The sequence below is a fragment of the Micromonospora sp. NPDC049081 genome, from assembly GCF_040648835.1.
Taxonomy (GTDB): domain Bacteria; phylum Actinomycetota; class Actinomycetes; order Mycobacteriales; family Micromonosporaceae; genus Micromonospora; species Micromonospora antibiotica.
Genome location: NZ_JBEZEK010000001.1, coordinates 38,232 through 64,411, shown reverse-complemented (window position 1 = coordinate 64,411; position 26,180 = coordinate 38,232). Strand labels below are relative to the sequence as shown.

Genomic DNA, 26,180 nt, shown 5'->3' with positions numbered 1-26,180 from the left:
GCGGTGTCACCTGCGTAGAACGGAGGCATGGCCGACGAGGTGACCGTTCCGCTGCTGCCCTGTGCCTCCATCGACGACACCCTCGCCTTCTACGAGGCGCTCGGTTTCCACACCACCTACCGGCAACGCCGACCCAACCCGTACGTGGTCGTCCAATGGGAGGACCTGTGCCTGCACTTCTTCGAGCTCGCCGGCTTCGACCCGGAGCAGTCGTACGGCTCGTGCCTGGTCGTCACCCCCGACATCGAGGGCATGCACCGGGCGTTCGCCGCCGGACTGCGCGCCGCCTACGGCAGGGTGCCGGTGTCGGGCCGGCCCCGGATGACCCGGCCCCGGGCGCGGCGTAACGCCGACGGGGTGACGGGGTTCAGCATCGTCGACCCGGGCGGCAACTGGGTCCGTGTCGTCCACCGGGGTGGCGCTTCGTCGGCACCGCCCGTCGGTCGGCTGGCCCGGGCGTTGGCCGACGCCGTGGTGCAGGCCGACTCGCGGGGCGACCTGCGTCAGGCCGTCCGGATCCTCGACGGCGCCCTGACCCGCCCCGGCGCGGCCGACGACCCGGTCGTCCACGTGGAGGCCCTGGTCTACCGTGCGGAACTGGCGCTGGGCCTGGACGACCCGGCGACCGCGGCCGAGCTGTTGGACCGTGCCGGGCGGGTGGTGCTCACCGCCGACGAGGCGCGACGGGCCGCGTCCGTCCGGGAGAACGCCGCCGAGCTGGCGGCCACCCTGGGTTAGCTAGCCGTCGGACAGGTCCCGGGCGAGGCAGACGGTGCCGTCCGGGCTGGCCACCGGCACCGGCCGGTAGCCCATCCGCTGGTAGAGGTCGATGTTGCGCCGGCTCCGGACGCCGGTGAACAGCAGCATGCGGCGGCACTGCGGCCCGGCGGTCGCCTCGGCGGCGCGCAGCAGCCACCGGCCCAGCCCCCGACCGCGCAGGTCGGGTACGACGGCGAGCCGCCCGAGGTGGCAGTCGGTGCCGTCGGTGCGGGTCCGCACCATGCCCAGCAGCCGACCGTCGCGCCAGAGGCCGATGGTGTGCCAGTCCGCCAGCCACTGCCGCACCTCCGGCACCGACTCGTGCAGCGGGGGGATGGCCAGGGTGTCGTTGACCAGTGCCTCCTCCGTCCAGCAGCACCGTTGCAGCACGGTGACCTCGGGCGCGTCGTCGCCGGTCAGCCGTCGGGCGTAGGAGCCGGGTAGCGGGCCGGGGGTGGCCCGTTCGCGTTCGCGCATCGGCCGCAGGGCGTGGGCGAGCCGGACCACCTCGTCCAGCAGGGCGGCACCGGCCGCGTCGCGGTCGGCGTCGGGCCGCAGCCGGCCGTTGCGTAGGGCGTCGCCGATGCGGACGGCGACCGTGGTGCCCGTCGGGACCATGCGCAGGGCGGTCACCACCTGCTTGGCGTGCTCGACGGCGCGGGTGCCGGCCGAGGTGTGGCCGTAGCTGACGAAACCGATCGGCTTCCACGCCCACTCGACGGCGAGGTAGTCCAGCGCGTTCTTCAGCGTCGCCGGCATCCCGTGGTTGTACTCCGGGGTGACGGCGACGAAGCCGTCCGCCGCGTCGACTGTCGCGCTCCACCGGCGGGTGTGGTCGTGCCGGTGGACGCCCGACGACGGTGATTCCTCCTCGTCGAGGAACGGCAGGTCAAGGTCGCCGAGCGCCACCGGGACCACCTCGACGTCGAGTGCCGCAGCCCGGGGGGTGACCGCGTCGAGCAGCCACCGGCTCACGGCGGGACCGAGTGCGCCGGGACGGGTGGCGCAGGTCAGCACGAGGACACGGAGCGATTTCGTTGACATGGAAACGAAGGCTAGATGCTAGATTGATTACATGTCAACAAAGTCGGGGTCGGTGCGGTGGCTGACGCCCGCCGAGGAACGCGCCTGGCGGGCCCTGCGGCGCGTGATGGTCGCCGTCCAGGCCGGCACCGCGCACGACCTGGCGGCGATCGGCCTGTCCGAGGCCGACTACGAGGTGCTGAGCACCCTGTCGGAACAGCCCGCGCAGACCAGCACCCTCGGCGTGCAGGCCGACAAGATGGGCTGGTCGCGCAGCCGGCTGTCCCGGCACGCCAGCCGGATGGAAGCGCGCGGACTGCTGCGCCGCGCACCGGACCCGGCCGACGGGCGGGGTTGCCTGCTCGTGCTGACCGGGCCGGGGATGGCCGCCCTGCGCGACGCCGCACCGGTCCACGTCGAGTCGGTACGACGGCACCTCGTCGACCGGCTCACCCCGCAGGACCTCGCCGCCCTGGAACGGATCGCCGGTCGGCTGGCGCAGCCCCGGCCCGACGACGACCCCGACGGGCCACCGCCGGCAGGAGCGGGCCGACCCTCGGGAGAGACCCGGGCGAACGGGGTCTAGGGCGGGAACCGGACCTGTCGCCACTGCCAGTCGCCACCGGCGGCCAGATGGTCGACGATCGCGCGTTGCAGCACGGCCCGCGCGTTGCCCGACCGCCTCCACCGTCCGGGTGCGACTCGCGGGGCGAACTCCGTGAGGTTCGCTGCCACCCGGTCCGGATCAGCCGAGGGCGTCCTGCATCTGCCGCTCGAAGGTCGCCGGGATCTCCGCTTTCCCCCAGACGGCTGGGTACAGGTTGTCGATGATGACCGAGGAGACCCGGTAGTAGTTCGGCGTGATCGGGCGGGGTCGGGCCTGCTTGACCGCCTCGAGCAGTTGGTCGATGTACGGAATGGCCTGCGCCGGCGATGACGTGTACGTCGATTCGGTGGTCGGCACGAACCGTCCGTCGAGCAGGAGCTTCTGCTGGATCTCGGCGCTGGTGAGGAACTTGATCAACTCGATCGACTGGGCCTTGTGCCGGCTCTTCGCGGCCACCGCCAGGTTCTGCCCACCCAGGATGCCGGGTCCGAACAACCTGCGTACCTCGGGCTCCGGCTGGATCTCGCCGAACCACACCGGCCAGTTGCGCATGGCAGCGACGGTCTTGTTCTGGAAGGCCAGCGTGGTTTTCGCCTCGGCGGAATCCGCCTTCAGGTCGTCGGGATAGTAGAGCAGACCTGACTTCACCTTGTCCCGCACCACCGCCAACGCCTCTTCCCACTCCTCCTGGACGATCGTCGGGGCAGTGCCGTTCTCCCTCAACAGCTTCGGGTTGACCGCCAGCAACTGCTCGAGGATGTTGACCACGAAAGCCTCGTCCGGGCTGAGTTGGATGGCGATCCGGTGTGGCACCGAGGGGTTGGCGGACAGCGCCCGGGGGAGATCCTCCGCCGTCTCCGGAGGTGTGGTGCCCGCCTGGAAGAACAGCAGACCGACATCAGAGTTGAATGGCAGGGAATATAGCGTGTTATCCCAGTAGCAGGTCAGTAGCGGGTTGCGGAGGAAGGTCCGGAGCAGGTCCCCGGTGATCGGGTTGGGGATGTCCGGAGCTTTCGCATCCAGTGCGGCGAGTAACGGCTGACCTTCCTCCGTGGTGGCTTCGGCGAATTCCGCCAGGTGCGCGGAGTCGAGATTCACGATGTCGATGGGCTCCGGCTCCCGCGGGCCGAGCAGATTCTTGAACCTGCGACGTTGCTCATCGGTGTCGCCGCGGACCTCGACGATGCGTGCCCGGATGTCCCCGTGCCGGCGGTTCCATTCGTCAACCGCCTGTTGCCGGGCCCTGTTTCTGCTCTGGTCGACTCCGCTGGCGATGAGCAGTTCCTCTCCGGCCGGAAGCGGCGTGAGCTCGACCGCTGCGGGGTCCGCCGACGACGTGGGCGTCGGTCCGGTCTCTTTCGGGAGGACCACCATCGAGAGCGCGGTCATGATCACCCCCACGGCTGTCGCCGCGGTGAGCGGGAGGAGGAGTGGCGGCGACAGCCGTCTCGTCGGCAGGTTCATGGGGTGCTCCGGCGTCCGGCGGTGACGGGTCGGGTGCGAGGGAGTGCCATCCACGCCCCGGTGGTGAAGAAGGCCACGCAGGCCAGCACACCGGTGGCGACCCCGGCACGAAGCGCCCAGACCTCGGAGTGACCGGACCGCACGATCGCAGCGCAGGCGACGCCGACGACGAGTGACCACAGCAGCCCCCAGAACAGGTGCGGTAGCGACACCTGCGGGCTGCGCGCGGCCGGCTCCGGTTCCGGCTCCGTGAGGCTGTCCAGCATCCCGGCGATGATCGTCGGATGGGCGTAGTTCTTGAAGATCGGCCTCCGGCCGGCGTATCCGTGTGCCTGCCTGGTCGGCAGCGGAAGATTGTTGGCCTCCAGTCGTTCGTGGGTTCGCGCGGCGATCTCCTCGATGCTGACGAACGGCCCGGCATCCGGTACGCCGTCCTTGCCCAGCACGCCGACCAACTCGTTGGTGAAGGCCGTGAGCCCGGTCGCGGAGTCGGCGCGGGCGGCCCGGTTCGGACCGGTGGCGGCGAGCACGAACGTGCCCTCGATGGCGAGGTGCCCGTTGAGGGACCCCATGGCCCGGGTCGCGTTGCCGGCATAGCAGCAGTCCAGCACCAGGATCTTGTTCGGGGCGCCGCAGTGGATGAGTGCGTCACGCAGGTGCCGGTACTCCAGCGCCGTCGCCTGCCGGTCCTCGGCCGACCCGGAGTGGGTGAGGTACAGCTCGTCCGGACTCGTCGACGAGCAGAACCCATGCCCGGCGTAGTAGACGAACAGGGTGGCGCGGCACTGGGCACCGGCACTTTCGATGGTCGTCAGGATCTCGTCCGCCGATGCCGGGTTCATCACTGCCGTGCACCGTGCCGGCTCCAGGCCCCACGGCACGTCCTGCAGCAGTGTCAACCCCAGCTTGGCCACGTTGGCGGAGACCCCGGGGAGGTTCCGGCCACGGTAGGAAGGGTGCCGGTAGACGGCGGTGCCGATGAGCACGGCGTGCGACAGGGCGGGATCGCCGACCGGATCCCGGTCAGCATTCGTCATCGTCGGTCTCCGTCGGCGTTTGCGGCGCGGGTTCGGCCGCCGGCAGTGGGCTTCGACCGGATGCATCCACGTGGTCGCCGTCGTCGCTGACGACGACGGTCTTTCCCTGGTGGACGATCGTGACCACGAGATCGGGTCGGCCCCTGATCGCGCGTGCCTCCCGCCACGTCCTGACCGCCATGATCAGTTCGGCCAGCCCCAGCGTCGACTGGAGGATCACCAGCAGAGTGTCCAGGTCGCCGACACCCATCCGGGTGCCGTCCGGATCATCGTCCGGTCGTAGCCGGGAGACCGGCCAACCGCCGCCGAGCAGGGCGTTACCCCGCAGCCAGCTGGCCAGCGCGTCGAGTTCCCGGTCTGCCCCGCGCCCGGAGACCCGAAGGTGCACGGAATCGCCCTGCTCGGTCTCCTGAATGTCGGACGTCGATGTGTTCGTGCCCATGATGATCAGCTCCTGAAATGCCGATCTGTACGGATTGTTATCTTATCATCCCATTCCGGGTCAACGGGCGGCCGTGCAGTGTCCACAGAGGCTATTCGCCGTTCGGGGCACGTTTTCGCAATGTCGTCATCGGTGTCCTCCGGGGGGAATGAGAAGCGGTGCCGGCGGACGCGTTGGTGGCCCACCGTGGTGCGACGGTGCGTGGCGACCGGTACCCGGTCGGTGAGTCACCCAATCATCAAAGGGAGACGTTACCGGCATGATCATGGATCGAGGCCCGGGTTGCCAGGGAATGTCGCAAAGGGACTCCATGCCTCAGGGATGCGTGACGATGTCGGTGAGGATGCCTCCGAACCGGGTCGGACATCCGACACCTCGCGACGGCACTGCGGTCGGCGATGAATGGATCAAATGAGCACCGACCCACAGACCGGGCGTCGGGACATCGCTAGATCGGGAATTGGCCGTGTCGCCAGTGCCAGTGGCCGCCGGCCGCCAGGTGGTCGATGATCGCGCGTTGCAGCACCGTACGCCGGGGCAGTTGGTCGAGCGGGGTGCTGAGCGTACGGAAGGCGAACCGGCGCACCTCGACGTCGGCGTCCGGCCCGTCGGCCGGCACGTAGGGGAGCAACTCGAACCGGCGCTGGAACCGGATGATGTTGGAATCCTCGGGCAGGTAGTCGCGCAACTGCGGGTCTAGCAGCCAGGAGCCGCAGGAGAACGCGGTGTGGTGCTCGTCGGGGAAGTGCCGGGGAAAGAACTCGCGGGCCTCGTCGAGCGACGCGTCGACCGCCGCCGGACTCATCGGCCCCGCATCGGGGACGTGCAGGCCGATGGTGGTGCCGGACCGCTCGTGCTGGAGCCGGCCCAGCTCGTAGAGGCCGCCCCGGACGTGCAGGGTCAGCCAGCTCTGCATGACCGGCCAGCCCTCGCCACGCATCCGCCTGTCGATCGCCAGGTTGCGACCCAGGTCGGCGAGGGTCGCCCAGGTGACGGACCCGGCGACGCCGTGCTCGCGGTGGAACCCACGGACCACGTCGACCAGGGCGAGGTAGGCGTACACGTAGAGGTGCCGCCAGGCGGGCCCCCGGTCGCGGGGCAGCTCCGGGCCGGGCGACAGCCACTCGTGCCCGCCGAGGTCGGCGCGGACCAGGGCGGTCGAACGGTCGAGCAGCCAGCGCAGCTCCGGCGTCCACAACGGAGAGCCGGGGTCCGGCCAGCCGGCCATGATCTCGGCTGCGTCGTCCGGTCGTACCGCCAGCCGGTCGAGGATCGGGGGCGCGTCGGCCTTGGCGGGCAGCGGGGCCGCCGGCCGGTCACCGGCGAGCCGGTGCACCCGCTCGACCTCCGCGACGGGCACCCCGAGTCGGGCGGCGGTGTCGTCCAGGTCCACCGGCTGATCCTACCGGCCGGCCGTCGGGCGACGACCGCGAGCGGGAGCGCGAAGACGGCCACCGTCAGCCAGGCGTACGGCTGCCAGAGCTGGTGCAGCGCGCACGGTCGGCACCGCGCGGAGGCCGCCGACTGATCCCCGCGACACCGGCCGTTCCCACCCTCACCTGTCGCCGTTCCCGGCGGGCCGGGTCCGGCGGGAGCGGGCGGCGGCAGCCACGAGCAGGGTCGTCACGAGGGCGCCGACGGTGGTCAGGCCGGCCACCCGTGCCGAGCGGGACGGCCCGGGGACGGTGGGCACGTCGACCCGCTCCGCCGGGACCGGCACCGGCGGGCCGGCCTGACGGGGGGCGAGCGCGGCGACCGCCGCGTACGCGTCGAGTGTCCCACCGCCGACGCCCGGGTCCGGCCCGCCGCCCGGTGGGGGGATCGCGGTCCGTTCCAGGCGGGCGCGGACCTCGGCCTGGGACAGCTCCGGATGGTACGACCGGACCAGCGCGGCGACCCCGGCGACGTAGGCGGCGGCCACGGCCGCGCCACCGACGGTGTAGTGGCCGGACCCGCGCGGGGCGACGCCCAGCCCGGCTCCCGGGGCGGCGAGGTCGGTGCCCGCGCCGGCCGCCACCGGACCGGACCCCCCGTCGACACCAACCGCGTTCACCGCCAGCACCGCTGCGAACCCGGCGGGATAGCCGACCGGCGGGTCCCCGCCGTTGTCCCCACCCCGGTCGGTGACGGCGGCGACCACCAGGATGTCCCGGTCCACCGCTGCCTGCACGGCAGCGGCCAGGTCGGGGGTCGCGGTGGTGACCCCGGTGGCGACGAGGATCACGTCCGCCCCGGCGGTGGTGGCCCGCCGGATGCCGGTGGCGAGCCGGGCCGGGCTGATCCGCCGGTTCGCGTCGGTGATCCGGACCGGCAGGATCCCGGCCTCCGGGGCGAGGCCGGTGGGACCTTCACCACTGGCCGGCCGGGCCGCGACGATCCCGGCCAGCGCGGTGCCCCGGCCGGCGCAGTCGCTGTCCGCCCGCCCGCCGGTGACGTCGACACCCGGTCGTACGGCACCGGCCAGGGCTGGTGCGGCGGCGCTGACGCCGGAGTCCACGACGGCGACCAGCACCCCGGCGCCCCGGGTCAACGGCCAGATGGTCTGCGGGGCGAGCAGGCGCAACGCCCAGGGGGTTTCCCGGGCCGTCACCGGGGACGGCCCGACACAACCGCCCGCCGTCGTGGGTAGCGACGGTGGCTCCCCGGCACCGGCGGCCGGGACCGGTGGGGCGACGAGCACCCCGACGGTGACGAGTACCCCGGCCACGACGGCGCGACCACGACGGCGGCCCGCACCGGTCACGCCAGCGCCCCCGGCTCGCGCACTGCCCCCGGCTCGCGCGGCACCACCGGTTCCTGCGGTGCCACGGCTTCCTGCGGCACCACCGGTTCCTGCGGTGTCCTCCGTGCCTGCGGTGCCGCCGGCACCTGCGCAGCGACTGGTGCCGGCGGCTCGTGCCGGACGTCCGGCACGAGCAGGCTCCGCCGTTCGTGGTGCGTCGCCGGCACCGCAAGGACCACCGGTGCGGCGACCTCGACAGTGGCCGGTCCGTGGTGGGTGAGCCGTCGGGCCCGTCTGGCGAACACCCCCACCACCGCCAGCAGGAAGAGCCCGAGCCCGCCGGCCACCAACGCCGGCCAGAGGGCGGAACCGGACCGGGCCGGCGGCACCGCCTGAGCCGGGTCGGGGCTGACCGCCGCCAGCGGATCGATCAGGCCCCAGCCGTTCTCCGGGCTCGGACTCGACCGGGTCCCCGGGTCGGCGGTGGCGCTGATCCGACGCGCCACCTGCACGGCGTTCGTCCCGGGCCGCGCCGAGCGGACCAGCGCGGCCACCCCGGCGACATAGGCGACGGCGTACTCGGTGCCGGTACGGGCCCGGGGGCCGGGGTCACCGACACCGAGCGTCGCCACGTCGAGGCCGGGCGCGGTGACGTCGACCCCACCAGCCGGGTACGCCAGCACGGGCCGCAGGTCGGGGCCGACCCCGGCGACCCGGAGCAGACCCTCCTGGGCGGCGGCCGCGGTGCCGTCGGTGGTGGCCGGGGCGACCACCACCACGTCGTGCGCCACCGCCGAGCGCACGGCCTCCGTCACGGCCGGGTCGGTGAGTCTGGCGTACCCGCCCAGTGCGATCACCGTCGCGCCGGCCGAGACGGCGACCTCGATCCCGAGGGCGGTCCGCGACGGGTCGGCGCCGGTGCCGTCGGCGACGATCCGGACCGGCAGGATGGCCGCCTCCGGGGCCACGCCGACCGCCGGCGGTGCGGGCGAGCCGGTACCGGAGTCCGCCCCGATCACGCTCGCCATCGCGGTGCCCGTACCCAGGCAGTCGGTGTCGGCGCGGGCCTTGCCGGTGATGACGTCCGACCCGGGTGCCACCCGCCCGGCCAGGGCCGGAAGCTCGCCGTCGACGCCGGAGTCGACCACCGCCACCAGCGCCCCGGCCCCCGTGCCGTGCTCCCAGGCGCGTGCCGTGGAGAGTTTCGTGGCGGCCCAGTTCGACCCGCCGCCGCCGGAGGTGGCAGCGGCACACGTCGGGGTGCCCGCCCGGGGAGCGGGCCGGGCCGGTGCCGCCTTCGGCGGGTCCGTCGGCAGCAGACCGTAGCGGACCTCGTCGCCGAAGGCGTCCCAGGGCAGCACCAGCAACCATCCGGCGACCAACTGTTGCCCGACGGCGGTGAGCCGCCCGCCGTCGGGTTGACGGCGGCCCTCGTTGAGCCGGTAGATCTCGTCGGCCCGGTCGGGGTCGGCCAGGAACCGGGCAGCCACCCCGGTCAGGTTCGTCACCGCGCCCTCCGACCCCGTGCTCTCCGACCCCGCGCCCACCGGGTAGTACTTCACATAGGTCGGCGGCGGCGGTGGGGCCGCCCGGACCGGGGTGAGGGGGGCGATCACCAGCACGCCGGTCGCCACGAGGCAACCCAGCGAACGGGCCCAGGAAAGCAGCAGCCGGGTCATGCACCGTCTCCTCGTCGTGGGTGGGCAGCGGTCGGCGTGACGCCCCGGCCCGGAGGTGCCGTGGACGCGGCCCCCCGGGCCCACAACGGTGCGCGACCGGTCACGGTTCACCACGCTCGACGGGAAAACCGCCCTCGCGGGCCGAGCTACCGCCGCTGCCCGGGACGACGGCACCGACGAGCTCGGCGACAGCGGCGGGGGCGGTGGTCGGCCGGACGGTCACCGCCCAACGGGCCCGCAGCGCCCGGCCGACGACGACCGGCACCAGCCGGTGCCCGGTCAGGGTGGCGATCCGGTGGGCGAAGGTCAGTTCCGGGCCGGACAGGGCGGCCGTGCACAACACCCCGGGGCCGTCCGGCAGATCAGCCTCGTCGGTGGGGAAGGCCGCCCGGTGTGCCCAGCCTTCGGGCAGGTCCGGTCCGAACAGGTCGCCGACCACGGTGACCGTGTGCCCGGCGGCGTACACCTGCTCGGCGAGCGTCCGCGCCCGCTGCCGGGCGGCCACGCCCGGGCCGGTCACGGTGAACACGTCCGGGGTGCCGGCCAGGTCGATCCAGAGCGCCCAGCCCCGCCGGTGGCCGAGCCGGACCGGCAGCCGCATCGACGGCGGGGGTTGTGCCGGGAGCTGCCAGGCGTAGTGCGGCCGGCCGCCCGGTGCGACCCCGGGCACCCGGACCGCGAGGGTGCCCGAGGGTGAGGTCACCTCGGTGTCGAGGTCGTCGGCCACGCAGGGCGGGGGCTGCGGGAGCACGTCGGCGACGGGCACCGGGCCGGGCCGGTGCCCCGGATCCGCCGGTGCCGGCCGATCCGCCCGCTGTCGCGGCCCCTCCGGCAGAGGTGCGACGGCCACGACGGTGGGCACCCCCTCGGTGGGCGGGCCGACCTGGGTGGGTGGGTCGACCTCGGCGGGCGGATCGACCTCGGTGGGTGGGTCGACCTCGACGGCCGGTGGTGGAGACGCCACCCGGCCCGCGTCGAGGGCGAGCGGCGGGGGCCGGGTGGGCAGGGCACGCCGCCGGACCGGCCGGCGCAGCAGGGTGGCGACGAGCAGGGCGACGGCGGCGAGGCCGGCGAGCCCGACCAGTCGACCGTGGTGCCCGGGGTCGGCAGTCTCCGGTGGTGCGGGGGCGGCCCCGCCGGTCGGCGGGAGCGGACCGGTGCGTACGCCCGTCCCCCGCGCGTCGGGCGGCAGCGCCAGCACCCAGCCCGGGCGCAGCTCGGCCGGGTCGGTGAGCCGCCCCCCGTCGGGCTGCCGGCGGCCCCGGTTCAACTCGAAGATCTCCCGGTACCGGTTGCCGTCGCCGAGGGTGTTGGCCGCGATCTGGTAGAGGTACTCCCGCTGGCCGGCCACCGGTGGCCCCACCACGTAGTACCGCCCGGCCGGTGTCGCGCTGGCGGGCGTCGGGCCGGCCGGTGTCGCGCTGGCCGGCGTCGGGCCGGCCGACGCCGCACCGGCTGCGGCGGGACCGGCGGTGAGGGTGAGGGCGGCCAGGACCGCCACCGCCGGCAGGAGTGTGCCGAGCCACCCGTGGTGGGTGGCATGCCGGGTCGCCGGTTGCTCCGGTGGTCGTCCGCCACCGGGGGCGGTCGGGATGTGCACGGTTCCCTCCTCCGTCCGCACCGGGGGAGCCCTTCCCCGGCCGGTGCCTACAACGGCGGCGACCGGCGATCTGTTCAGCACGGGTTCTCCGCCATCCGTGGGGGTTGGTCGAATCGCAATCGACCGGACATCGGGGGCGCGAGCGGGACGCCGTAGCCTGGGCGGGCCACGACGACGCTGGGAGGTAGCGCTGTCCCGCCCGCTTGCGGTGACCGGACGCCACCGGGTCCGGTGGCCCCGCCCACTGCCCGCACTGCTGCTGTGCTGGCTCGGCCTCCTGGCCTCCACGATGGTCCCGGCGGTGCCGGCGGTGGCCGCGCCCGCGCCGGCACCCACCGCCGCCGCCCCGCCGGACCTGCCCGGTGGGGCCGTCGCACCTAACGGCTTCGTGAAGTACGTGGTGGTCGGCGCAGCGCAGGGGAGGGTCGAACACCTCTGGGAGGTCGCGCTGCGGGTCCTCGGCGACGCCGAGCGTTACCTGGAGATCTTCGCGCTGAACAAGGGACGCGTCCAGCCGGACGGCGTGCCGGTCACCGATCCGGCGGTGCTGCGGCAGGGCTGGCTGCTGGTGGTGCCGTGGGACGCGGTCGGTGCCGAGGTCAGCTACGGTCCGTTGCCGGTGTTCACCCCGGCCAGCCCGCGGGCGTCGCGCCGCCCCCGACCGACCGTACCGCCGGCCAGCGAGGTGGTCTGCACGGTGGCCCCGGGCCGGCGGATCGGCGGGGTGCCCTGGGCGCAGTTGCGGCTGACCCCGGAGGTGGCCTGGACCCGGGGTCGGGGGGCGAACGTCACGGTCGCCGTCATCGACTCCGGGGTGGACGGTGCCCTGCCGGCCCTCGACGGCCGGGTGCGACCCGGGGCGGACGCCACCGTGGACCCCACCGACGGTTCCCGGGGAGACCGGGACTGCACGGGCCACGGCACCGCGATGGCCGGGATCGTCGCCGCCAGCCGGCAGCGGGGCACCGACTTCGTCGGCCTCGCCCCGGAGGCGACCATCGTGCCGGTCCGGATCGGCCGGTCCGCAGGGACGGCCGACTCGGCCAGCCTGGTGACCGCACTGCGGGTGGCGACGGCGGCAGGTGCGGGGGTGGCCCTGATCGGCGCGTCGGTGGACACCACCGACAAGCGGGTGGTGGCGGCGCTGCGCACGGCGGTCGCCCGGGGTACCACCGTGGTGGTGGCGGCCCGGGCGGCGACGGCCCCCGCGGGCACCACCCTGCCGGAGGGGGTGCTGCGGGTCGGTGCGGTGGGCCCGGACGACCGGTTGGCCGAGGTCTACCGGTCGGGCGAGGTCGACGTGGTGGCACCGGGGGTGGACGTGGTGAGCCTCGGCATCGGTTCGGGGGAGGTGCAGGGTACGGGCACGGACTACGCCGTCGCCTTCGTCGCCGGTCTGGTGGCCCTGGTCCGGGCCAGCGAGCCCCGGCTGGATGCCGTCGCGGCGGCGGCCCGGGTCAGGGCCACGGCCGACGGGGCCTCGACGGCGGCGGCGGGCCGACCCGACCCGTGGTACGGCTGGGGCATGATCAATCCGGCGGCGGCGGTGAACGCGACACTGGCCGGCCCCGCCACCACCGTGGAACGCCGGAGCCCTGCCGGTGCGATCGCCGTGCTGGCAACGATCCTCACGCTCGCCACCCTCACCGTCGGCCTGCGTCGGCGCCGCCGCCACTGACTCCGGGATCAGACTCGACGTATGCGGTCTGGATCACGCGGTGTCCCCGACGGGTGAGCACCATCGCCCGCCCCGGCGGCAGGTGCCGGCCCTTCACCCCGCCCAGCAGCGGCCCCTCCGTGGGTGGGCAGGACAGCGCCAGGTCCGGGCTGCTGGCCTCCTGGAGCCGCCGCAGCAACGGGTCCATCGACATCCGCATCAGGTTCGCGGTGCCCCGCACGACCACCACGTGCAACCCGATGTCGACGCCGTGCGGGACGTACGGGATCAGTGGTTGCAGGGGGTTGTCCTGCCCGGCGAGCATCTCGAAGTCGTCGACCAGGACGAACAGCCGGGGCCCGGTCCACCAGTCGCGGCGGCGCAGCTGCTCGGGGCTGACGTCCTTACCCGGCAGCCGGCCCTTGAGCCCCACCACCGCGTCGGCGACGGTCTCCCGGGTGGAGTCCGTCGAGACCGAGTAGCCGAGGCGGTACTCGGCCGGGACCGAGTCGAACAGTTGCCGCCGGTAGTCGACGATCAGGATCCGGGCCTCGGCCGGGCTGAACCGGCCGACGATCAGGCGGGCCAGGTGCCGCAGCAGGTTGGTCTTGCCGCTCTGGCTGTCACCGAGCCCGGTCAGGTGCGGCAGCTCTGAGAAGTCGTGCCAGTACGGCTTCAGGTCGGCCTCGTCCAGGCCGAGCGGCACCCACAGGTCACCCTCGGCCGGCGGCAGCTCGGCGGCGGGCAGTACCGCCGGCAGGGTCCGCACCGGCGTCGCCACCGGCCCGGACCAGAACTCGGCGACCGTGCCGGCGAGGTCCCGTGCCCCGTCGGCCGTGCTGTCCGGGTCCGGGTTGCCGTCGATGCGCGGCAGGGCCCCCAGGAAGTGCAGCTTCTCCGGGGTGAGGCCGTGCCCCGGCGCACGCGGCACGGTGGCCGCCAGCCGCAGGTCGATGGCGGAGTCCACGGCGTCGCCGAGGCGCAGCTCCAGCTTGATGCCGAGCTGGTCACGCATGCTGTGGTGCACCTCCGACCAGCGGGCCGCGCTGACGATCAGGTGGACGCCGAAGTTGAGCCCCCGGGCGGCGATCTGCCGTAGCGCCACCTCCAACGCCTCGAACTCCTGCCGCAACGTGAACCAGCCGTCGACCACCAGGAACACGTCGCCGTACGGGTCGTCGGCGACCCGGCCGTCGGCCCGCAGCTGCCGGTAGGTCTGGATGCTGTCGATGCCCTGCTCGGTGAAGCGCCGCTCCCGCTGGTTGATCAGGCCGGTGACCTCGGCGACGGTCCGGCCGACCCGGTCGGTGTCGAGCCGACCCGCGACACTGCCCACGTGCGGCAGCCCGGCGACGGTGCCCAGCGTGCCGCCGCCGAAGTCCAGGCAGTAGAACTGAACCTCGGTGGGGCGGTGGGTGAGCGCCAACGCGCAGATCAGCGTACGGATCAGGGTGCTCTTGCCGCTGCGGGTGCCGCCCGCGACCCCGATGTGCCCACCCACCCCGGACAGGTCCACGGTGAGCAGGTCACGCAGCTGCTCGTAGGGCTTGTCGATGAAGCCGAGCGGGACCACCAGCCGGCCGTTGCCGGGCCAGTCCGTGGCGACCAGCCCGAGGTCCGGATCGGGGGCCAGGGCCGGCAGCAGACTGTCCAGGGTGGGGGAGTCGGCCAGCGGCGGCAACCAGACCTGGTGGGCCGGCGGCCCGGAGTCGACCAGCTGGTCGGTGACGATCGCGAAGACGCTGCGCGCGGCGGGCGCGGCGGGCACGGGCGGCCCGTCCGGGTCGGTCGGCTGGTCGGCAGGAGCCGGCGGGGTCGGGTTCTCCGCCGGTACGAGGTCCAGCCGGTAGGGCACCACCTGCCGCTGGACCACGTCCTGGCGGACCCGGGCCCGGCGGGGGCGGTACTCCCCGGAGACGTACGCGGCCTTGAACCGGAGCAGGGTCGACACGTCCATCCGCAGGTAGCCGTTGCCCGGGGCGGCCGGCAACTCGTAGGCGTCGGGCACCCCGATCACCGAGCGGGACTCCATCGCCGAGAAGGTCCGCAACCCGATCCGGTACGACAGGTGCGACTCCAACTGCCCGATCCGGCCGTCGTCGACGCGCTGGCTGGCCAGCAGCAGGTGCACGGCCAGCGACCGGCCGAGCCGGCCGATCATGACGAACAGGTCGATGAAGTCCCGGTGCGCGGCGAGCAGCTCGGAGAACTCGTCGACGACCACGAAGAGGGTGGGCAGCGGGTCGAGCGGGGCACCACCGGCGCGGGCCTTCTCGTAGTCCAGCACCGAGCTGAAGCCGCCGGCGGCCCGCAGCAGCTCCTGCCGGCGTACCAGCTCGCCGTGCAGGGCGTCGCGCATCCGCCCGACCAGTGCCGCCTCGTCGGCCAGGTTGGTGATCACCGCGGAGGTGTGCGGCAACCGGTCCAGGCCGAGGAAGGTGGCACCGCCCTTGAAGTCGACCAGGACCAGGTTGAGCGTCTCCGAGGAGTGCGTCACGGCCAGCGCCAGCACCAGCGTACGCAGCAGCTCGCTCTTGCCGGAGCCGGTCGCGCCGATCAGCATGCCGTGCGGACCCATGCCACCCCGGGCGGACTCCTTGATGTCCAGCTCGACCGGGGCGCCGGTGGCGTCGACCCCGATCGGCACCCGCAGCCGTTCGTCGGGGCCGCGCCGCTCGCGTAGCGCGGCCAGCTCCAACCGTTCCAGGTCGGGGATACGCAGCAACGTGCCGAGGTCGAAGTCGGCCTTCATCGGCTCGGGGGCCAGCTCGGTGGCGACGGCCAGCCGGTAGGGCGACAGCAGCCGGGCCACCGACCGGGCCGACGCCGGACCGAGCAGGTCGGGGGCGGCGAGCACCTGCCGGGTCTCCTGGCCCACCCGGTCGCGCCCGAGCATGGTCAGCGTGCCGTCGGCGACCTCCAGGTTGATGATGCCCTTCCCGGTCGCCACCGGCGGGTCGTCGAGGTCGACGAAGACCGCGTTACGGTAGCCGCCGGTGGTCAGCCGGTGACCGGTCGGCACCCGGCCGCCGTCGCGGATCACCACCACGTACGGCTCGTCCCGGTCGGGGGTGGCACCCGCCTCGTAGCGGGGGCGGCCGGTGAACTCCGCGCCGAGCAGCCGTTCGAGGCGTTCGATGCCGTCGGCGGCCAGCCGGAGCCCACCGGCGGCGTCCTGCTCGGCGGGGTGCTGGGCGTGCGGCAGCCACTTGACCCACTCCCATGCCGTCAACCCGTCCGGGTCGACGCAGAGCGCCACCCGCACCTCCTCGGGGGCGTGCAGCGTGGCGAGCTGGGTGAGCAGGGCCCGCAGCAACGCCCGCGCCGCCGCCCGGTCCCCGGTCACCCGGATCTCGGCGAAGCCCGGCAGGAACAACGCCACCGGCTGGTCGGGCAGGGTGCTGTAGGCCCGGATGAACCGGCGCAGCGCCTTCGCGGCGACCGGTTCGAGATCCTCCACCGGTTTGGTCTGCATCGGCGCGATCCGGACCGCCAACCGTTGCTCACCGGTGCCGACCCGGATCTCCAGGAAGTCCGGGTGGGTGGGGCGGCGCTCCCAGCGGCGGGTGGTCATCGCCAGCGACCACAACGACGCCGGGTCGGGGTGCCGCCACAGGCTGGAGTCGCGCTGGTCCTGGGCGAACCGGCGGGCCCGGCGGCGGTGCTGGGCGAGGTAACGCAGGTAGTCACGGCGGTCACCGCCGTGGCGTTGCTTGCGTTCCCCGCTGCTGGCGATGACCGAGCCGATCATCACCCCGCCCATGGCCACCGCCATCATGCCGGCCATCACCCAGGTCAACGGGCCCCGCGACGGGCCCATGAACATCAGCATCATCACGCCGGTCATCAGCGCCATCGGCAGCACCATCATCGCCTGCCGGGCGCCGTTCTGCTGCGGCTCGCTCAGCTCCGGCGGCTCCTGGAGGGTCAACTCGCCGGTGGGCATCTCCGGCCCACTGCGTCGCGCCGGCCGCCGGAACAGCACCGTACCCATGGTCGTCTCCCTCCACCCGGGCCGTCGGCCCCCCTCCACAACGGAGCGCGGGCCGCTGCGGGTCGATCCGGTTTCCCGGGGCGACGGCGAAAAGAAAATTCCGCAGAGCCGTTGAACGATCTCCGGGCGGCTCCGTTGAAGGAGCCGTGACGGGCACCGAGACCGAGCAGATGTGCCGGCTGGTCGTACGCGGACCGAGCCGGCAGATCGAGGTGGCCGTGCCGGTCGGGGTGGTCGTCGCCGACCTGTTGCCGGCGCTGCTGCACCACCTCGGCGACGGGTTGGCCGACACGGGGTTGAGCCACGGCGGGTGGGTCCTGCAACGCGCCGGCTCCCCCCCGCTGGATGAGGAGAGCACCGTCACCGCGCTCGACCTGCGCGACGGTGACCTGGTCCACCTGCGTCCGCGCGCCGACCAGTTGCCCGAGGTCGACTTCGACGACCTCGTCGACGGGATGGCGACGGGGGTGCGGGACCGGCCCGGCCGGTGGCGTCCCGAGCTGATCCGCCCGGTGGTGCTGGCGCTGGCCGGTCTGCTGCTCGGCGTCGGCCTGGTGGCCCTGCTCATGCCGGGACCGGTGCTGCTGCGGGCGGTGGCGGCGCTGGCGGTGGCGACGGTGGCGCTGGGTGGCGGTGCCGCGGTGGTCCGGGCCGGCGGTGAGCGCGGGTTCGGCGTGTTGCTGGCCGTCGCCGCTACCGGCTACGCCGGTCTGGCCGGGCTGGTGCTGCCCGGTGACGGCGCGGCCGTCGGGCCGGGGCTGACCGGGCCGCAGGTGCTGGGCGGGACCGCGACCGGGGCGGCGGTGGCGGTGCTCGCCGCCGTACTGCTCGGCGCGGCCACCCCGGTCTTCGTCGCCGGGTCCACCGCGCTGCTGCTGGGCGTGCTCGGCGGGGCCGCCGCCACGGTGGGTGGGCGCACCGGGCCGCAGGCGGGCGCGGTGGTGGCGGTGGCCGCGACCGCGCTGGTGCTGACGGTGCCCCTGTTCGCGTTCCGCCTCGCCGGGCTGCGTCTCGCCCCGTTGCCGACCCGACCCGAACACCTCCAGGAGGACATCGACCCGGAACCGGCCGGCCCCCTGATGGACCGGGCGCGGGCCGTCGACCGGTTGATGACCGCCCTGTACGCCGGGCTGTCGGCGGCCACCGCCCTGGCGCTGCTGCCGGTGGCGTACCGGGCGGGCTGGGCGGAGACGACCCTGGTGCTGCTGGTCGCGCTGGTCTGGTCGCTCAACGCCCGACCGATGACCAGCGCCTGGCACCGACTGACCCAGGCGGTGCCCGCGCTGGTCGGACCCACCGCGGTCGCCGTGCAGGCCCTGGCCGGTGCGGGACCGCTGGGGCGGGTGGTGGCGCTCGGCGTGCTGCCGGTCGCCGTACCGGCGCTGCTGCTGGCCGGGCGGAGCCTCACCGGGCGGCGGGTGACGCCGTACTGGGGGCGGGTCGGGGACCTGACCCTGACTGCGGCGGCGGTGGCGCTGCTGCCGATCGGGCTCGCCGTCCTGCACGTGTACGACTACTTCCGGGCGATCGGGGGCTGACGTCGTGCAGTCCCGACGTGACCAGGTGCAGGCGCAGTCGCACCTGCTGGGCCGGCTCACCGCCGCACTGGTGGCCGGCGAACCGGACGGCCTGGAGACGCCGCACCGGCGGACCACCGTGGGGTTGCTCGCCGGGGTCCTGGTCGCCGCACTGGTGATGGGCGGCTTCACCCTGTACGGCTTCTTCTCCCCCGGTGGGGCCACCGCCTGGCGCAAGGCCGGGTCGCTGGTGGTGGAGAAGGAGACCGGTTCGCGCTACCTCTACCTGGGCGGGCGGCTGCGCCCGGTGCTCAACTACGCCTCGGCCCGGCTGCTGCTCGGTGAGGAACTCGCCGTCGTCACCGTGTCGGCGAAGTCGCTGCGTGGGGTGGCGCACGGGCAGCCGCTGGGCATCGTCGGCGCCCCCGACGTGCTGCCGACGAGTGGCCTGGCCGGGGTCGGGTGGACCGCGTGCGCGCCCAGCGCCACGGATCTGGCCGGCACCGAGACGACGGCGTTGACCCTGTCCGTCGCCCCGGCGGCCGACGGGACCCCGTTGGCCGCCGACCGGGCGGTGCTGGCCCGGCCCACCGGCGACCCGACCGCCGGCTATCTGATCTGGAACGGTCACCGGTTCCGGCTCACCGCGCCGTGGCTGCCGGCGGTGTTGGGCCACGACGGGCCGCCGGTCACCGTACCGGCGGCCTGGTTGGACCTGGTCCCCGCCGGGGTGGACCTGGGGCCGGTGGCGGTGCCGGGGCGCGGCGAGGCCGGGCCGGAGGTGGACGGGCAACCGACCCGGATCGGTCAGCTGTTCACCGCCCGACCGGCCGACGGGGCGGAACGGCACTACCTGCTGCGCCGCGACGGGCTGGCCCGGCTGACCCCCCTGGCGTACGCGCTGCTGGCCGCCGACCCGGCGACCGTCGCCGGGTACGGCGGCCGCGCGGTGGTCCCGACCGTGCTGAGCCCGGCGGCACTGGCCCGGCTGCCCCTCGCGGCCCGACCACCCGTGGCCGAGGAACTGCCGGCGGTGGCGCCGGCGGCGGCCTCCCGGGCCACCGGTCTGGCCTGGTGCCTGCGGTTCGGTGCCGACGGTCGCCCCCGGGTCGTGGCGGCCCGGCCGGTGCCGGCGACCGGCATCGTCCGGGGCGGCGTCGGGGTGACCCGGACGGCGCACACCGCCGACGCGGTGGCGGTCACCCCGGGACGCGGCGGGTTGGTGGTCACCGGTCGCGCCGGGCAGCCCGGCACCGGCTACCACCTGGTGACCGACGCCGGGGTGAAGTACCCCCTCGCCGGTGCGGCGGTGGCGGAGCGGCTGGGTTACGCCCCCGCGACCGCGACCGTGGTGTCACCGGACCTGATCGATCTGCTGCCGACCGGACCCGCCCTCGACCCCGCCCGGGTCGTCGGATGAGACCGGCCGGTCAGCGGAACCGGCGACGCGGAACCGCCGCGGCCGCCCCAACCGGAAGGAGCGCCGATGCCACTCGGCAATGAGGTAGACGAGCAAACTATCCGCAGCACCATCTCGGCGATGAACCAGACCGACGCCCAGTGCGACGCGGCGCAGCGCGCCGTCGACAACACGTCCAGCTTCCTGGACACCCAGTGGCGTGGGGAGGCCAAGACCGCCTTCACCACCTCCATCCAGCAGTGGCTGGAAGGACTGAGCAAGGTCAAGCAGGGGCTGCTCGACCTGAACACCGCGATGACCTCGCACTACCAGACCAGCGCGCAGGTGGAGCAGGACAACGCCCTCTCCGCGAGCTGGACCTGACCACCGACCGACCCCTCACAAAGGACGACCCATGCCGTCGTACGGACTCAACCCCAACGGTCTGCTGGACAGCTCGGCCGAGTTGCAGGGCGTGACCAACAGCATCCAGAACTCGATCGACGAACTCAACACCGTCGTCCAGACGTACGTCAGCGCCAACTCCGGTGACACCCGGGAGGCGTTCACCGCGGCGCAGGCGAAGTGGAACGCCGGGATCGAGGAGATGCGCCGCGCGCTCGCCGACGCCTCGTCCCGGCTGGACCAGATCCACGACAACTACCGGCTGGGCGACGCGCGGGGTGCCGCGCTGTTCCAGGGCAACGTCTGACCTTCGGTGTGGCGGGCGGTACCGGGCCGCCCGCCCCCACCTCACGGAACGGAGCACCAGATGCCGATCGTCATCGACGAGCCGTACATCAACCAGCTCGTCGCGAAGCTGAACAGCCTGCGGGACGCGGTCGACACCGCCACCTCCGGGCAGGGCCAGTACGTCTCGCAGACGCTGCGTGACCTGGTCGTCTCGGCCGGCACGAACAACTTCGAGCCGGGCAAGACCATCCGTGACCAGCTCAACAAGACCGGCGACACGCTGCTGGCCCGGATGACCACGCACCGGACCACGATGAACAGCCTCGCCGTGGGGTTGACCGAACTGCTGGCGAACTCGGACTACATCGAGTCGCTCAACTCGATCACCGCCGAGCGCTTCCTGGAGTTCCTGCCCGGCACCGGCACCCCGCCGAACACCGGCACCCCGCCCAACCCCACCCCGAACCCGACGGCGTGATCCGGTGACCGCGCCGTACCAGGACATGTCCCAGTGGACCTGGGAATCGATGCTCCAGAACGTGCTGGGGGAGGGCCGGGACGGCCCCGACGGCACCAGCGGCACCATGCTGGACCGTCGGTTGGTGGCCGGCCCGGACGTGCGGTGGCTGCGTCTCGTCGACCACCTGGACGACGTGACCGAGTCCTCGCAGCCGCCCAGCGACGGCGACGTGACCAACCGGATCGACTCGCTCGACGGCAACGAGTTCTTCCTCTACCGGATCAGCACGGTCGGTTCGGTGCGCGACGGGAAACCCCACTACACCACCCGGACCCAGTTCATCCAGGTGAAGATCGTCTTCAGTGACTCGCAGACCGAGGGGGCGCCCTCCCCGCGCGGCGCCTTCGAGACCTTCTACAAGTCCAGTGAGGGCGCGTTGCAACGGCTGACCAGCGGCACCAACCCGGTGTTCAGCTGGAAGAGCTTCACCGACGCCGCCAAGATGCTGCACGACGTGGAGACCAGCCTGGTCAGCACCGAACGGGAGCTGAAGACCATCCTGGACCGGGTCGGCGACGACGCCTCCGGGTTCCAGGGAAACGCCTCCGGGGTGTTCATCGGTGCGGTGGCGAACATGCGGCGCGACGTCCACCGGCTCGCCGTCGACATGAACGCCAACAGCACCGACCGGGCCTGGTCCGATCAGGTCGACGACGTGGTCGACGACATGACGACCTTCCGCAACAAGATCGCCAGCTCGTTCCGGGAGTTCAGCGACCACACCTTCCAGTGGTTCAACGGCTACAACCCGACCACGTTGATCGACTCGTTGAAGAAGATCGTCACCGAGGTCAGGACGGGCAACTTCAGCCAGGTCACGATCACCCTGCCGGACGCGTACGGCAACGGCTCGGTGAACAGCGGCACGTTCAACCTGATGACCGAGGCGGGCTGGCAGAGCGTCGACAACATGATCAAGGGCGCCTGGCTCGGCCAGTTGCACGAGCTGGACGCCACGATGCGTACCGAGCTGGCGCGGCTGACCACCCGGCTGCGGTCCGTCACCCACCTGGTGAGCGTCATCTCGCCCCCACCGACCACCACCGGCACCACCCCGCCGCCGGGCGGCACCCCCGACCTCAACGGTCCGGATCTGAACGGCGGTGGCGGCCCCGACATCGGCGGTGGCGGTGACCTGGGCTTGGGCGGTGGCGGTGGTGACCTGGGCGTGGGCGGTGGCGGTGACCTGGGCCTGGGCGGTGGCGGTGGGGACCTCGGCCTGGGTGGCGGTGGTGACCTGGGCATGGGCGGTGGCGGCGAGCTCGGCCTGGGTGGCGGTGGGGACCTCGGCCTGGGCGGTGGCTCCGGGCTGGGCGGCGGTGGCGATCTCGGTCTGGGTGGTGGGTCCGGCCTCGGGTCGGGCGGGGGGAGCGGGGCCGGTGGCCTGGGCCTCGATGGTGGCGGCGAGCTCGGCACCGGTGGGTCGGGCGGTGGGCTGGGTGGTCTCGGTGGCGGCGGCATCGACTGGGGCGACCTGGGCGGTGGCACCGGCTCCGGCTCGGCGGGCGGCGGTGGACTCGGCGGTGGTGTCGTCGTCCCCGGCCTGACCCCCGGCCTGGGTGGGCTGGGCAACCTGGGATCCTCCGGCGGCTCCGGTGGCGTGGGCGGTGTCAAGGGCGGCGGGGCGGGTGGCCTTGGCGACGACACGACCAACCCGTCGGCGCAGTTCCCGACCGACGTGGACGGTGTCGACGTCGGCAACCTGGGCGGCGGCTCGCCGGGCGAGTCCTCGACCAGCGGGGTGGCCCTCGGCAGCGAACTGGCCGCACTGCTCGGCGAACCGGCCGGGCTCGGGCCCGGTGGCAGCGGGGCGCGGGGCGTCGACTCCGCCGGCTCAGCGGCCGGCGGGTTCCCGATGATGCCGCCGATGGGCGGCATGGGAGGCATGGGTGGGGGCGGCCAGCAGGGGGAGAAGGACCGTGAACGCAAGACCTGGCTGGAAGAGGAAGAGGACGTTTGGGGCACCGACCCCGAGTGCGGGATGGCCGTCATCGGCCGCTCCGAGCACGCCGAGGAACCGGCCACCACGATGCCGGCCGCGCCACGCCGACCCGGCCAGTCGCCCGGCCCCACCCGTACGACGGGACGTCGCCGTGGCTGACCGGCGACCCGGGCGGGCCGCGCGGTGACCGCCCCGAACCCGGAGTACGCCGGCTGGACCTGGGAACGGATGCTCCAGGACGTCCTCAACGAGGGCCGCGACGGCACCGACCAGGGCAGCGGCACGCTGATCGACCGCAACCTGGTGGCCGGCCACGGGGTCACCTGGGTCCGGTTCGTCGAACGACGGACCCAGGAGCTGGACCGGGGCACCCGCCCCACGATCGACCCGGGGGACCGTGAACTGATGGGCTACCGCCGGGTCGGTCCCGGGGTGGACGACCCGCAACGGGACCTCTGGGAGATCGTGCGGGGCCACGTCACCTTCTGGGAGGGGACCGGCGGCCCCCCACCGGCCACCGCGTTCGACAGCTTCTACCGGGCGAGCGTCAACGCCCTCACCCGCCTGTACGCCGGCACCAACGGCTGGTTCAGCGAACGCAGCTTCACCGACGCCGGCAACCTGCTGTGGCGGGTCGAGCAGACGTTGCTCACCACCGCCGCCGAGCTGCGGGTGCTGCGCGACGGGATCAGCGGGGCCGGTTCCGGGTTCGACGGCTCGGCCTCGGCGGTCTTCGTGGCGGCGCTGAACACCCTGCACGCCGACATCGACCGGCTGACCCGGGACATGAACGCCACCAACGAGAGCAATGCCTGGTCGGACCGGGTCTTTCGGCAGTCCAACGACCTGCTGATGTTCCGCGAGCGGATCAACGACGCGTGGCGGGAGTTCAGCGACCACACCCACCAGTGGTTCAACACGTACCACCCGACCGCGCTGTTCAGCGCGGTCCGCAGCATCCTCGCGCAGGTCGACCAGGGCAGCCTGAACGCGGTCGGGGTCACCATCCCGGACACCTACGGCACCGGGCCGGTCGGTGGCACCTTCGACCTGACCACCGCGGCCGGCTGGACCGGTCTCGACGTGCTGCTGCGCACCGCCTGGCTACGCCAGCTCGTCCGGCTCGACCTGGCGATGCGCGACGCGTTGGCGCAGCTCGTCACCGCGTTGCGGGAGACCAGCGGGATCGTCAACCGGTTCGCGGGACCGCCCGGCGGCGGTGACCAACCGCCGCCACCGCCGGGCACCTCGGACGGCCCCACCGGCGCTCCACCCCCCGACGAGGTGCGGTCCACCATCCAGTCCGGCGGCGGTGGGTTCGACGGGTCCGGCGGTGGTGGTTCCGGCTTCGACGGGGCCGGCGGCGGCGGGCCGGACCTGTCGTTCTCGTCCTCCTCCTCGGGAGCCGGTGGGATGGGTGCCGCTCTCGGCGGCGGCCCGGCGGCCATCGGCGCGTTCGGCGCGTCGGGCGTCGGCGGGTTCGGCGGGGCGGGTCTGTCGGCGCTCGGCGCGACGAGCCTGGCCGGCGACTCCGCGGACTTCAGCGTCCTCGGCACCTCCGGGGCGACCGGCGACGGCGTCGGCGCGATCGGTGCCCTGGGGCGTGGCGGCGTGGGCGGCTGGGCCGGCGGTGCGCTGGCCGGGGTGGGTGGTCTGGCCGGTGGCGTCGGTCCGGTGATCGGCGGACGGGCCGGCGGTGGCGTCCCGGACGGCGACCGCCGCTCCGGTGGCGCGCTGGGCGACTGGGCCGGCGGCGGCGTCGACATCGGTGACCTGGCGGACGGGCCGGTCGCCCCGCCGTCGCGGGCGGCCGTCGGCGGCTCCGCCGTCGGCCGGGAACTCGCCGCCCTGCTCGCCGGCCCGCTCGGCGGTGCCGGCGGCGCGGGGTTGCCCGCAGGCGCGGGGCTGCCCGGCGGTGCCGGGTCGTCCGGTGTGACCGGTGGCCAGGGGTTGTCGGGCGCGGCGGGCAGCGGCCCCCCGGCACCCGGCCAGCTCGGCGGCCGGCCGTTCGGGCCGCCGGTCCTGCCGCCGATCGGCGCACCGGGCCGGGAGGGCGACGACACCCGCCGCACCACCCGGCTGACCGAGGACGAGCAGGCCTGGGGAGCCGACCCGACGTGTACGGCGGCCGTGGTCGGCCGGACCGACCCGCCGAGGCGGCGGCCGGTGGCGACACCGGTGCAGGTGGAGCAGACCCCCACCGCCGGCCCGGTGGTGCACGGCCGGGAACAGGCGCGCGGCCGGGGTTGACCGCCGTCGGCACCGCACGACGGGTCGACCGTCGTGGTGCCCCGCAGCAGACGAACCGCAGAGACAACCGGAGGTGAGGACAGATGTCGAGTCCGTTGTCCAACCAGGTCGAGCAGGCGCTCGCCGAACTCGAACGGCAGAAGGCCGCGATCGACGAGATCCAGGGTGGCCTGCACACCGTCTACAGCACGGTCACCGCTAAGAACCGGGCGGTGGCGGTGACCGTCGACAGTCGGGGAGCGGTCACGGGGATCAAGTTTCCGACCTCGGCGTACCGGTCGATGGCCGGTCCGGAGCTGGGGGAGCTGCTGGTCGACACGATCGAGGCGGCCCGGGGCGAGGCGATGGCCCGTACCGTCGCCGCGTTCGAGTCGCTGCTCCCCGCCGGCCTGCCCATGATGGACCTGCTGACCGGCGGGGCCGACCCGGAACACGGCCCGCTGCCGATGGACCAACTGCTCAACGAGATGTTCCGGACGGTCGGGCCGGACGACGACCCGACGCCGACGCCCCCGGCCGGAGCCCACTGATGCCCCCGGCAGTGGGGCCGATCGGTGCGGACACCGGCCGGCTGACCAACCCGAACTTCGACCCGTTCACCGAGGAACTGGACCGGGTCCAGCGGGCGCTGCGGCGCAGCGACACCGACCATCCCGGACTTGTCGGAGAACCGTACGCGGACATCGACGAGATCGTGGCGAACCTGCCGAAGGCGTCGGTCGGCGCGGACCTCATCAAGCTGCTCGGCGCGGTGCCCCAGGGCTACCAGGAGGACCTGCGGGAACTGGGCCGACTCCTGGCGGACATGGAGTCGACCAACGCCGACATCTCCGGCGGGGTCAACAGCGGGCGGCACACCTAACGGCCGACGGCGG

At 73.7% G+C, this 26,180-nt stretch carries 21 protein-coding genes; 12 read left to right on the top strand and 9 right to left on the bottom strand.

What is annotated here, in order from left to right; genetic code table 11:
- The first annotated feature begins 27 nt into the window (after positions 1 to 27).
- Positions 28 to 738, top strand: a complete 711-nt coding sequence (locus AB0B63_RS00150) for a VOC family protein (protein WP_357013144.1) — start codon at positions 28 to 30, stop codon at positions 736 to 738.
- Here the strand turns inward: AB0B63_RS00150 and AB0B63_RS00145 are convergent, their stop codons facing one another.
- Entirely contained in the window at positions 739 to 1,803 is a 1,065-nt protein-coding gene (locus AB0B63_RS00145) for a bifunctional NAD(P)H-dependent oxidoreductase/GNAT family N-acetyltransferase (RefSeq protein ID WP_357013141.1), read from the bottom strand.
- Positions 1,804 to 1,834: 31 nt separating this feature from the next.
- Between AB0B63_RS00145 and AB0B63_RS00140 the strand changes: the two genes are divergently transcribed.
- Entirely contained in the window at positions 1,835 to 2,368 is a 534-nt protein-coding gene (locus tag AB0B63_RS00140; protein WP_357013139.1) for a MarR family transcriptional regulator, read from the top strand.
- Positions 2,369 to 2,527: 159 nt separating this feature from the next.
- Here AB0B63_RS00140 and AB0B63_RS00135 read toward each other — a convergent pair whose 3' ends face one another.
- The 7 genes from AB0B63_RS00135 to AB0B63_RS00105 form a co-directional block, all read right to left on the bottom strand.
- Entirely contained in the window at positions 2,528 to 3,853 is a 1,326-nt protein-coding gene (locus AB0B63_RS00135; RefSeq protein ID WP_357013136.1) for an extracellular solute-binding protein, read from the bottom strand.
- On the bottom strand, positions 3,850 to 4,890 hold the full coding sequence (locus tag AB0B63_RS00130) for a caspase family protein (RefSeq protein WP_357013132.1): 1,041 nt from the start codon (positions 4,888 to 4,890) through the stop codon (positions 3,850 to 3,852). The genes AB0B63_RS00135 and AB0B63_RS00130 overlap by 4 nt, the downstream gene beginning before the upstream one ends.
- On the bottom strand, positions 4,877 to 5,332 hold the full coding sequence (locus AB0B63_RS00125; protein ID WP_357013129.1) for a hypothetical protein: 456 nt from the start codon (positions 5,330 to 5,332) through the stop codon (positions 4,877 to 4,879). Before AB0B63_RS00125 ends, AB0B63_RS00130 begins: the two co-directional genes overlap by 14 nt.
- Before the next feature lie 448 nt (positions 5,333 to 5,780).
- Entirely contained in the window at positions 5,781 to 6,725 is a 945-nt protein-coding gene (locus tag AB0B63_RS00120; protein ID WP_357013126.1) for an acyltransferase domain-containing protein, read from the bottom strand.
- A gap of 162 nt (positions 6,726 to 6,887) precedes the next feature.
- Complete coding sequence (locus tag AB0B63_RS00115; RefSeq protein ID WP_357013123.1) at positions 6,888 to 8,039, bottom strand: S8 family serine peptidase; 1,152 nt, start codon at positions 8,037 to 8,039, stop codon at positions 6,888 to 6,890.
- 32 nt (positions 8,040 to 8,071) lie between these two features.
- Positions 8,072 to 9,733 carry a S8 family serine peptidase gene (locus tag AB0B63_RS00110; protein ID WP_357013120.1) on the bottom strand — a complete coding sequence of 554 codons (1,662 nt, stop codon included), beginning with the start codon at positions 9,731 to 9,733 and terminating at the stop codon, positions 8,072 to 8,074.
- 100 nt (positions 9,734 to 9,833) lie between these two features.
- Positions 9,834 to 11,333 (bottom strand): hypothetical protein, encoded by a 1,500-nt coding sequence (locus AB0B63_RS00105; protein WP_357013118.1) that lies wholly within the window; start codon positions 11,331 to 11,333, stop codon positions 9,834 to 9,836.
- Positions 11,334 to 11,541: 208 nt separating this feature from the next.
- Between AB0B63_RS00105 and AB0B63_RS00100 the strand changes: the two genes are divergently transcribed.
- The gene (locus AB0B63_RS00100) at positions 11,542 to 13,011 is read left to right on the top strand and encodes a S8 family serine peptidase (RefSeq protein WP_357013116.1); all 1,470 of its coding nucleotides are present in this window, start codon (positions 11,542 to 11,544) and stop codon (positions 13,009 to 13,011) included.
- Here AB0B63_RS00100 and eccCa read toward each other — a convergent pair.
- Positions 12,977 to 16,984, bottom strand: coding sequence for a type VII secretion protein EccCa (eccCa, locus tag AB0B63_RS00095; protein WP_357013114.1), 4,008 nt, complete (start codon positions 16,982 to 16,984; stop codon positions 12,977 to 12,979). The two genes, AB0B63_RS00100 and eccCa, sit on opposite strands and share 35 nt — an antisense overlap.
- A 146-nt stretch (positions 16,985 to 17,130) precedes the next feature.
- Between eccCa and eccD the strand changes: the two genes are divergently transcribed.
- The 9 genes from eccD to AB0B63_RS00050 all read left to right on the top strand — a co-directional run bounded on the left by eccD (position 17,131) and on the right by AB0B63_RS00050 (position 26,167).
- Entirely contained in the window at positions 17,131 to 18,522 is a 1,392-nt protein-coding gene (eccD, locus tag AB0B63_RS00090) for a type VII secretion integral membrane protein EccD (protein WP_357013112.1), read from the top strand.
- 4 nt (positions 18,523 to 18,526) lie between these two features.
- A complete protein-coding gene (gene eccB / locus AB0B63_RS00085; protein WP_357013110.1) occupies positions 18,527 to 19,921 on the top strand; it encodes a type VII secretion protein EccB in 1,395 nt (464 codons plus the stop codon).
- Between the two features lie 66 nt (positions 19,922 to 19,987).
- The gene (locus tag AB0B63_RS00080) at positions 19,988 to 20,284 is read left to right on the top strand and encodes a WXG100 family type VII secretion target (RefSeq protein ID WP_204923310.1); all 297 of its coding nucleotides are present in this window, start codon (positions 19,988 to 19,990) and stop codon (positions 20,282 to 20,284) included.
- A 31-nt stretch (positions 20,285 to 20,315) separates the two neighbouring features.
- Positions 20,316 to 20,612: a WXG100 family type VII secretion target gene (locus AB0B63_RS00075; protein ID WP_208567484.1), complete on the top strand. Its 297-nt coding sequence runs from the start codon at positions 20,316 to 20,318 to the stop codon at positions 20,610 to 20,612.
- Positions 20,613 to 20,672: 60 nt separating this feature from the next.
- Complete coding sequence (locus AB0B63_RS00070; protein WP_208567483.1) at positions 20,673 to 21,071, top strand: hypothetical protein; 399 nt, start codon at positions 20,673 to 20,675, stop codon at positions 21,069 to 21,071.
- A 4-nt stretch (positions 21,072 to 21,075) separates the two neighbouring features.
- Positions 21,076 to 23,214 (top strand): hypothetical protein, encoded by a 2,139-nt coding sequence (locus AB0B63_RS00065; RefSeq protein WP_357013107.1) that lies wholly within the window; start codon positions 21,076 to 21,078, stop codon positions 23,212 to 23,214.
- 24 nt (positions 23,215 to 23,238) lie between these two features.
- Entirely contained in the window at positions 23,239 to 25,305 is a 2,067-nt protein-coding gene (locus tag AB0B63_RS00060) for a hypothetical protein (protein ID WP_357013105.1), read from the top strand.
- An 83-nt stretch (positions 25,306 to 25,388) separates the two neighbouring features.
- Entirely contained in the window at positions 25,389 to 25,835 is a 447-nt protein-coding gene (locus AB0B63_RS00055; protein WP_357013103.1) for a YbaB/EbfC family nucleoid-associated protein, read from the top strand.
- On the top strand, positions 25,835 to 26,167 hold the full coding sequence (locus AB0B63_RS00050) for a hypothetical protein (RefSeq protein ID WP_208567479.1): 333 nt from the start codon (positions 25,835 to 25,837) through the stop codon (positions 26,165 to 26,167). Before AB0B63_RS00055 ends, AB0B63_RS00050 begins: the two co-directional genes overlap by 1 nt.
- Positions 26,168 to 26,180 lie beyond the last annotated feature (13 nt).

Bases quoted from the DNA above. Each gene is read 5' to 3' on its own strand.
- AB0B63_RS00050 (WP_208567479.1), top strand. From the start codon at position 25,835: ATGCCCCCGGCAGTGGGGCCGATCGGTGCGGACACCGGCCGGCTGACC.
- AB0B63_RS00110 (WP_357013120.1), bottom strand. From the start codon at position 9,733: ATGACCCGGCTGCTGCTTTCCTGGGCCCGTTCGCTGGGTTGCCTCGTG.
- AB0B63_RS00070 (WP_208567483.1), top strand. From the start codon at position 20,673: ATGCCGATCGTCATCGACGAGCCGTACATCAACCAGCTCGTCGCGAAG.
- AB0B63_RS00140 (WP_357013139.1), top strand. From the start codon at position 1,835: ATGTCAACAAAGTCGGGGTCGGTGCGGTGGCTGACGCCCGCCGAGGAA.
- AB0B63_RS00135 (WP_357013136.1), bottom strand. From the start codon at position 3,853: ATGAACCTGCCGACGAGACGGCTGTCGCCGCCACTCCTCCTCCCGCTC.
- AB0B63_RS00130 (WP_357013132.1), bottom strand. From the start codon at position 4,890: ATGACGAATGCTGACCGGGATCCGGTCGGCGATCCCGCCCTGTCGCAC.
- AB0B63_RS00075 (WP_208567484.1), top strand. From the start codon at position 20,316: ATGCCGTCGTACGGACTCAACCCCAACGGTCTGCTGGACAGCTCGGCC.
- AB0B63_RS00080 (WP_204923310.1), top strand. From the start codon at position 19,988: ATGCCACTCGGCAATGAGGTAGACGAGCAAACTATCCGCAGCACCATC.
- AB0B63_RS00125 (WP_357013129.1), bottom strand. From the start codon at position 5,332: ATGGGCACGAACACATCGACGTCCGACATTCAGGAGACCGAGCAGGGC.
- eccCa (WP_357013114.1), bottom strand. From the start codon at position 16,984: ATGGGTACGGTGCTGTTCCGGCGGCCGGCGCGACGCAGTGGGCCGGAG.
- AB0B63_RS00055 (WP_357013103.1), top strand. From the start codon at position 25,389: ATGTCGAGTCCGTTGTCCAACCAGGTCGAGCAGGCGCTCGCCGAACTC.
- AB0B63_RS00145 (WP_357013141.1), bottom strand. From the start codon at position 1,803: ATGTCAACGAAATCGCTCCGTGTCCTCGTGCTGACCTGCGCCACCCGT.
- AB0B63_RS00150 (WP_357013144.1), top strand. From the start codon at position 28: ATGGCCGACGAGGTGACCGTTCCGCTGCTGCCCTGTGCCTCCATCGAC.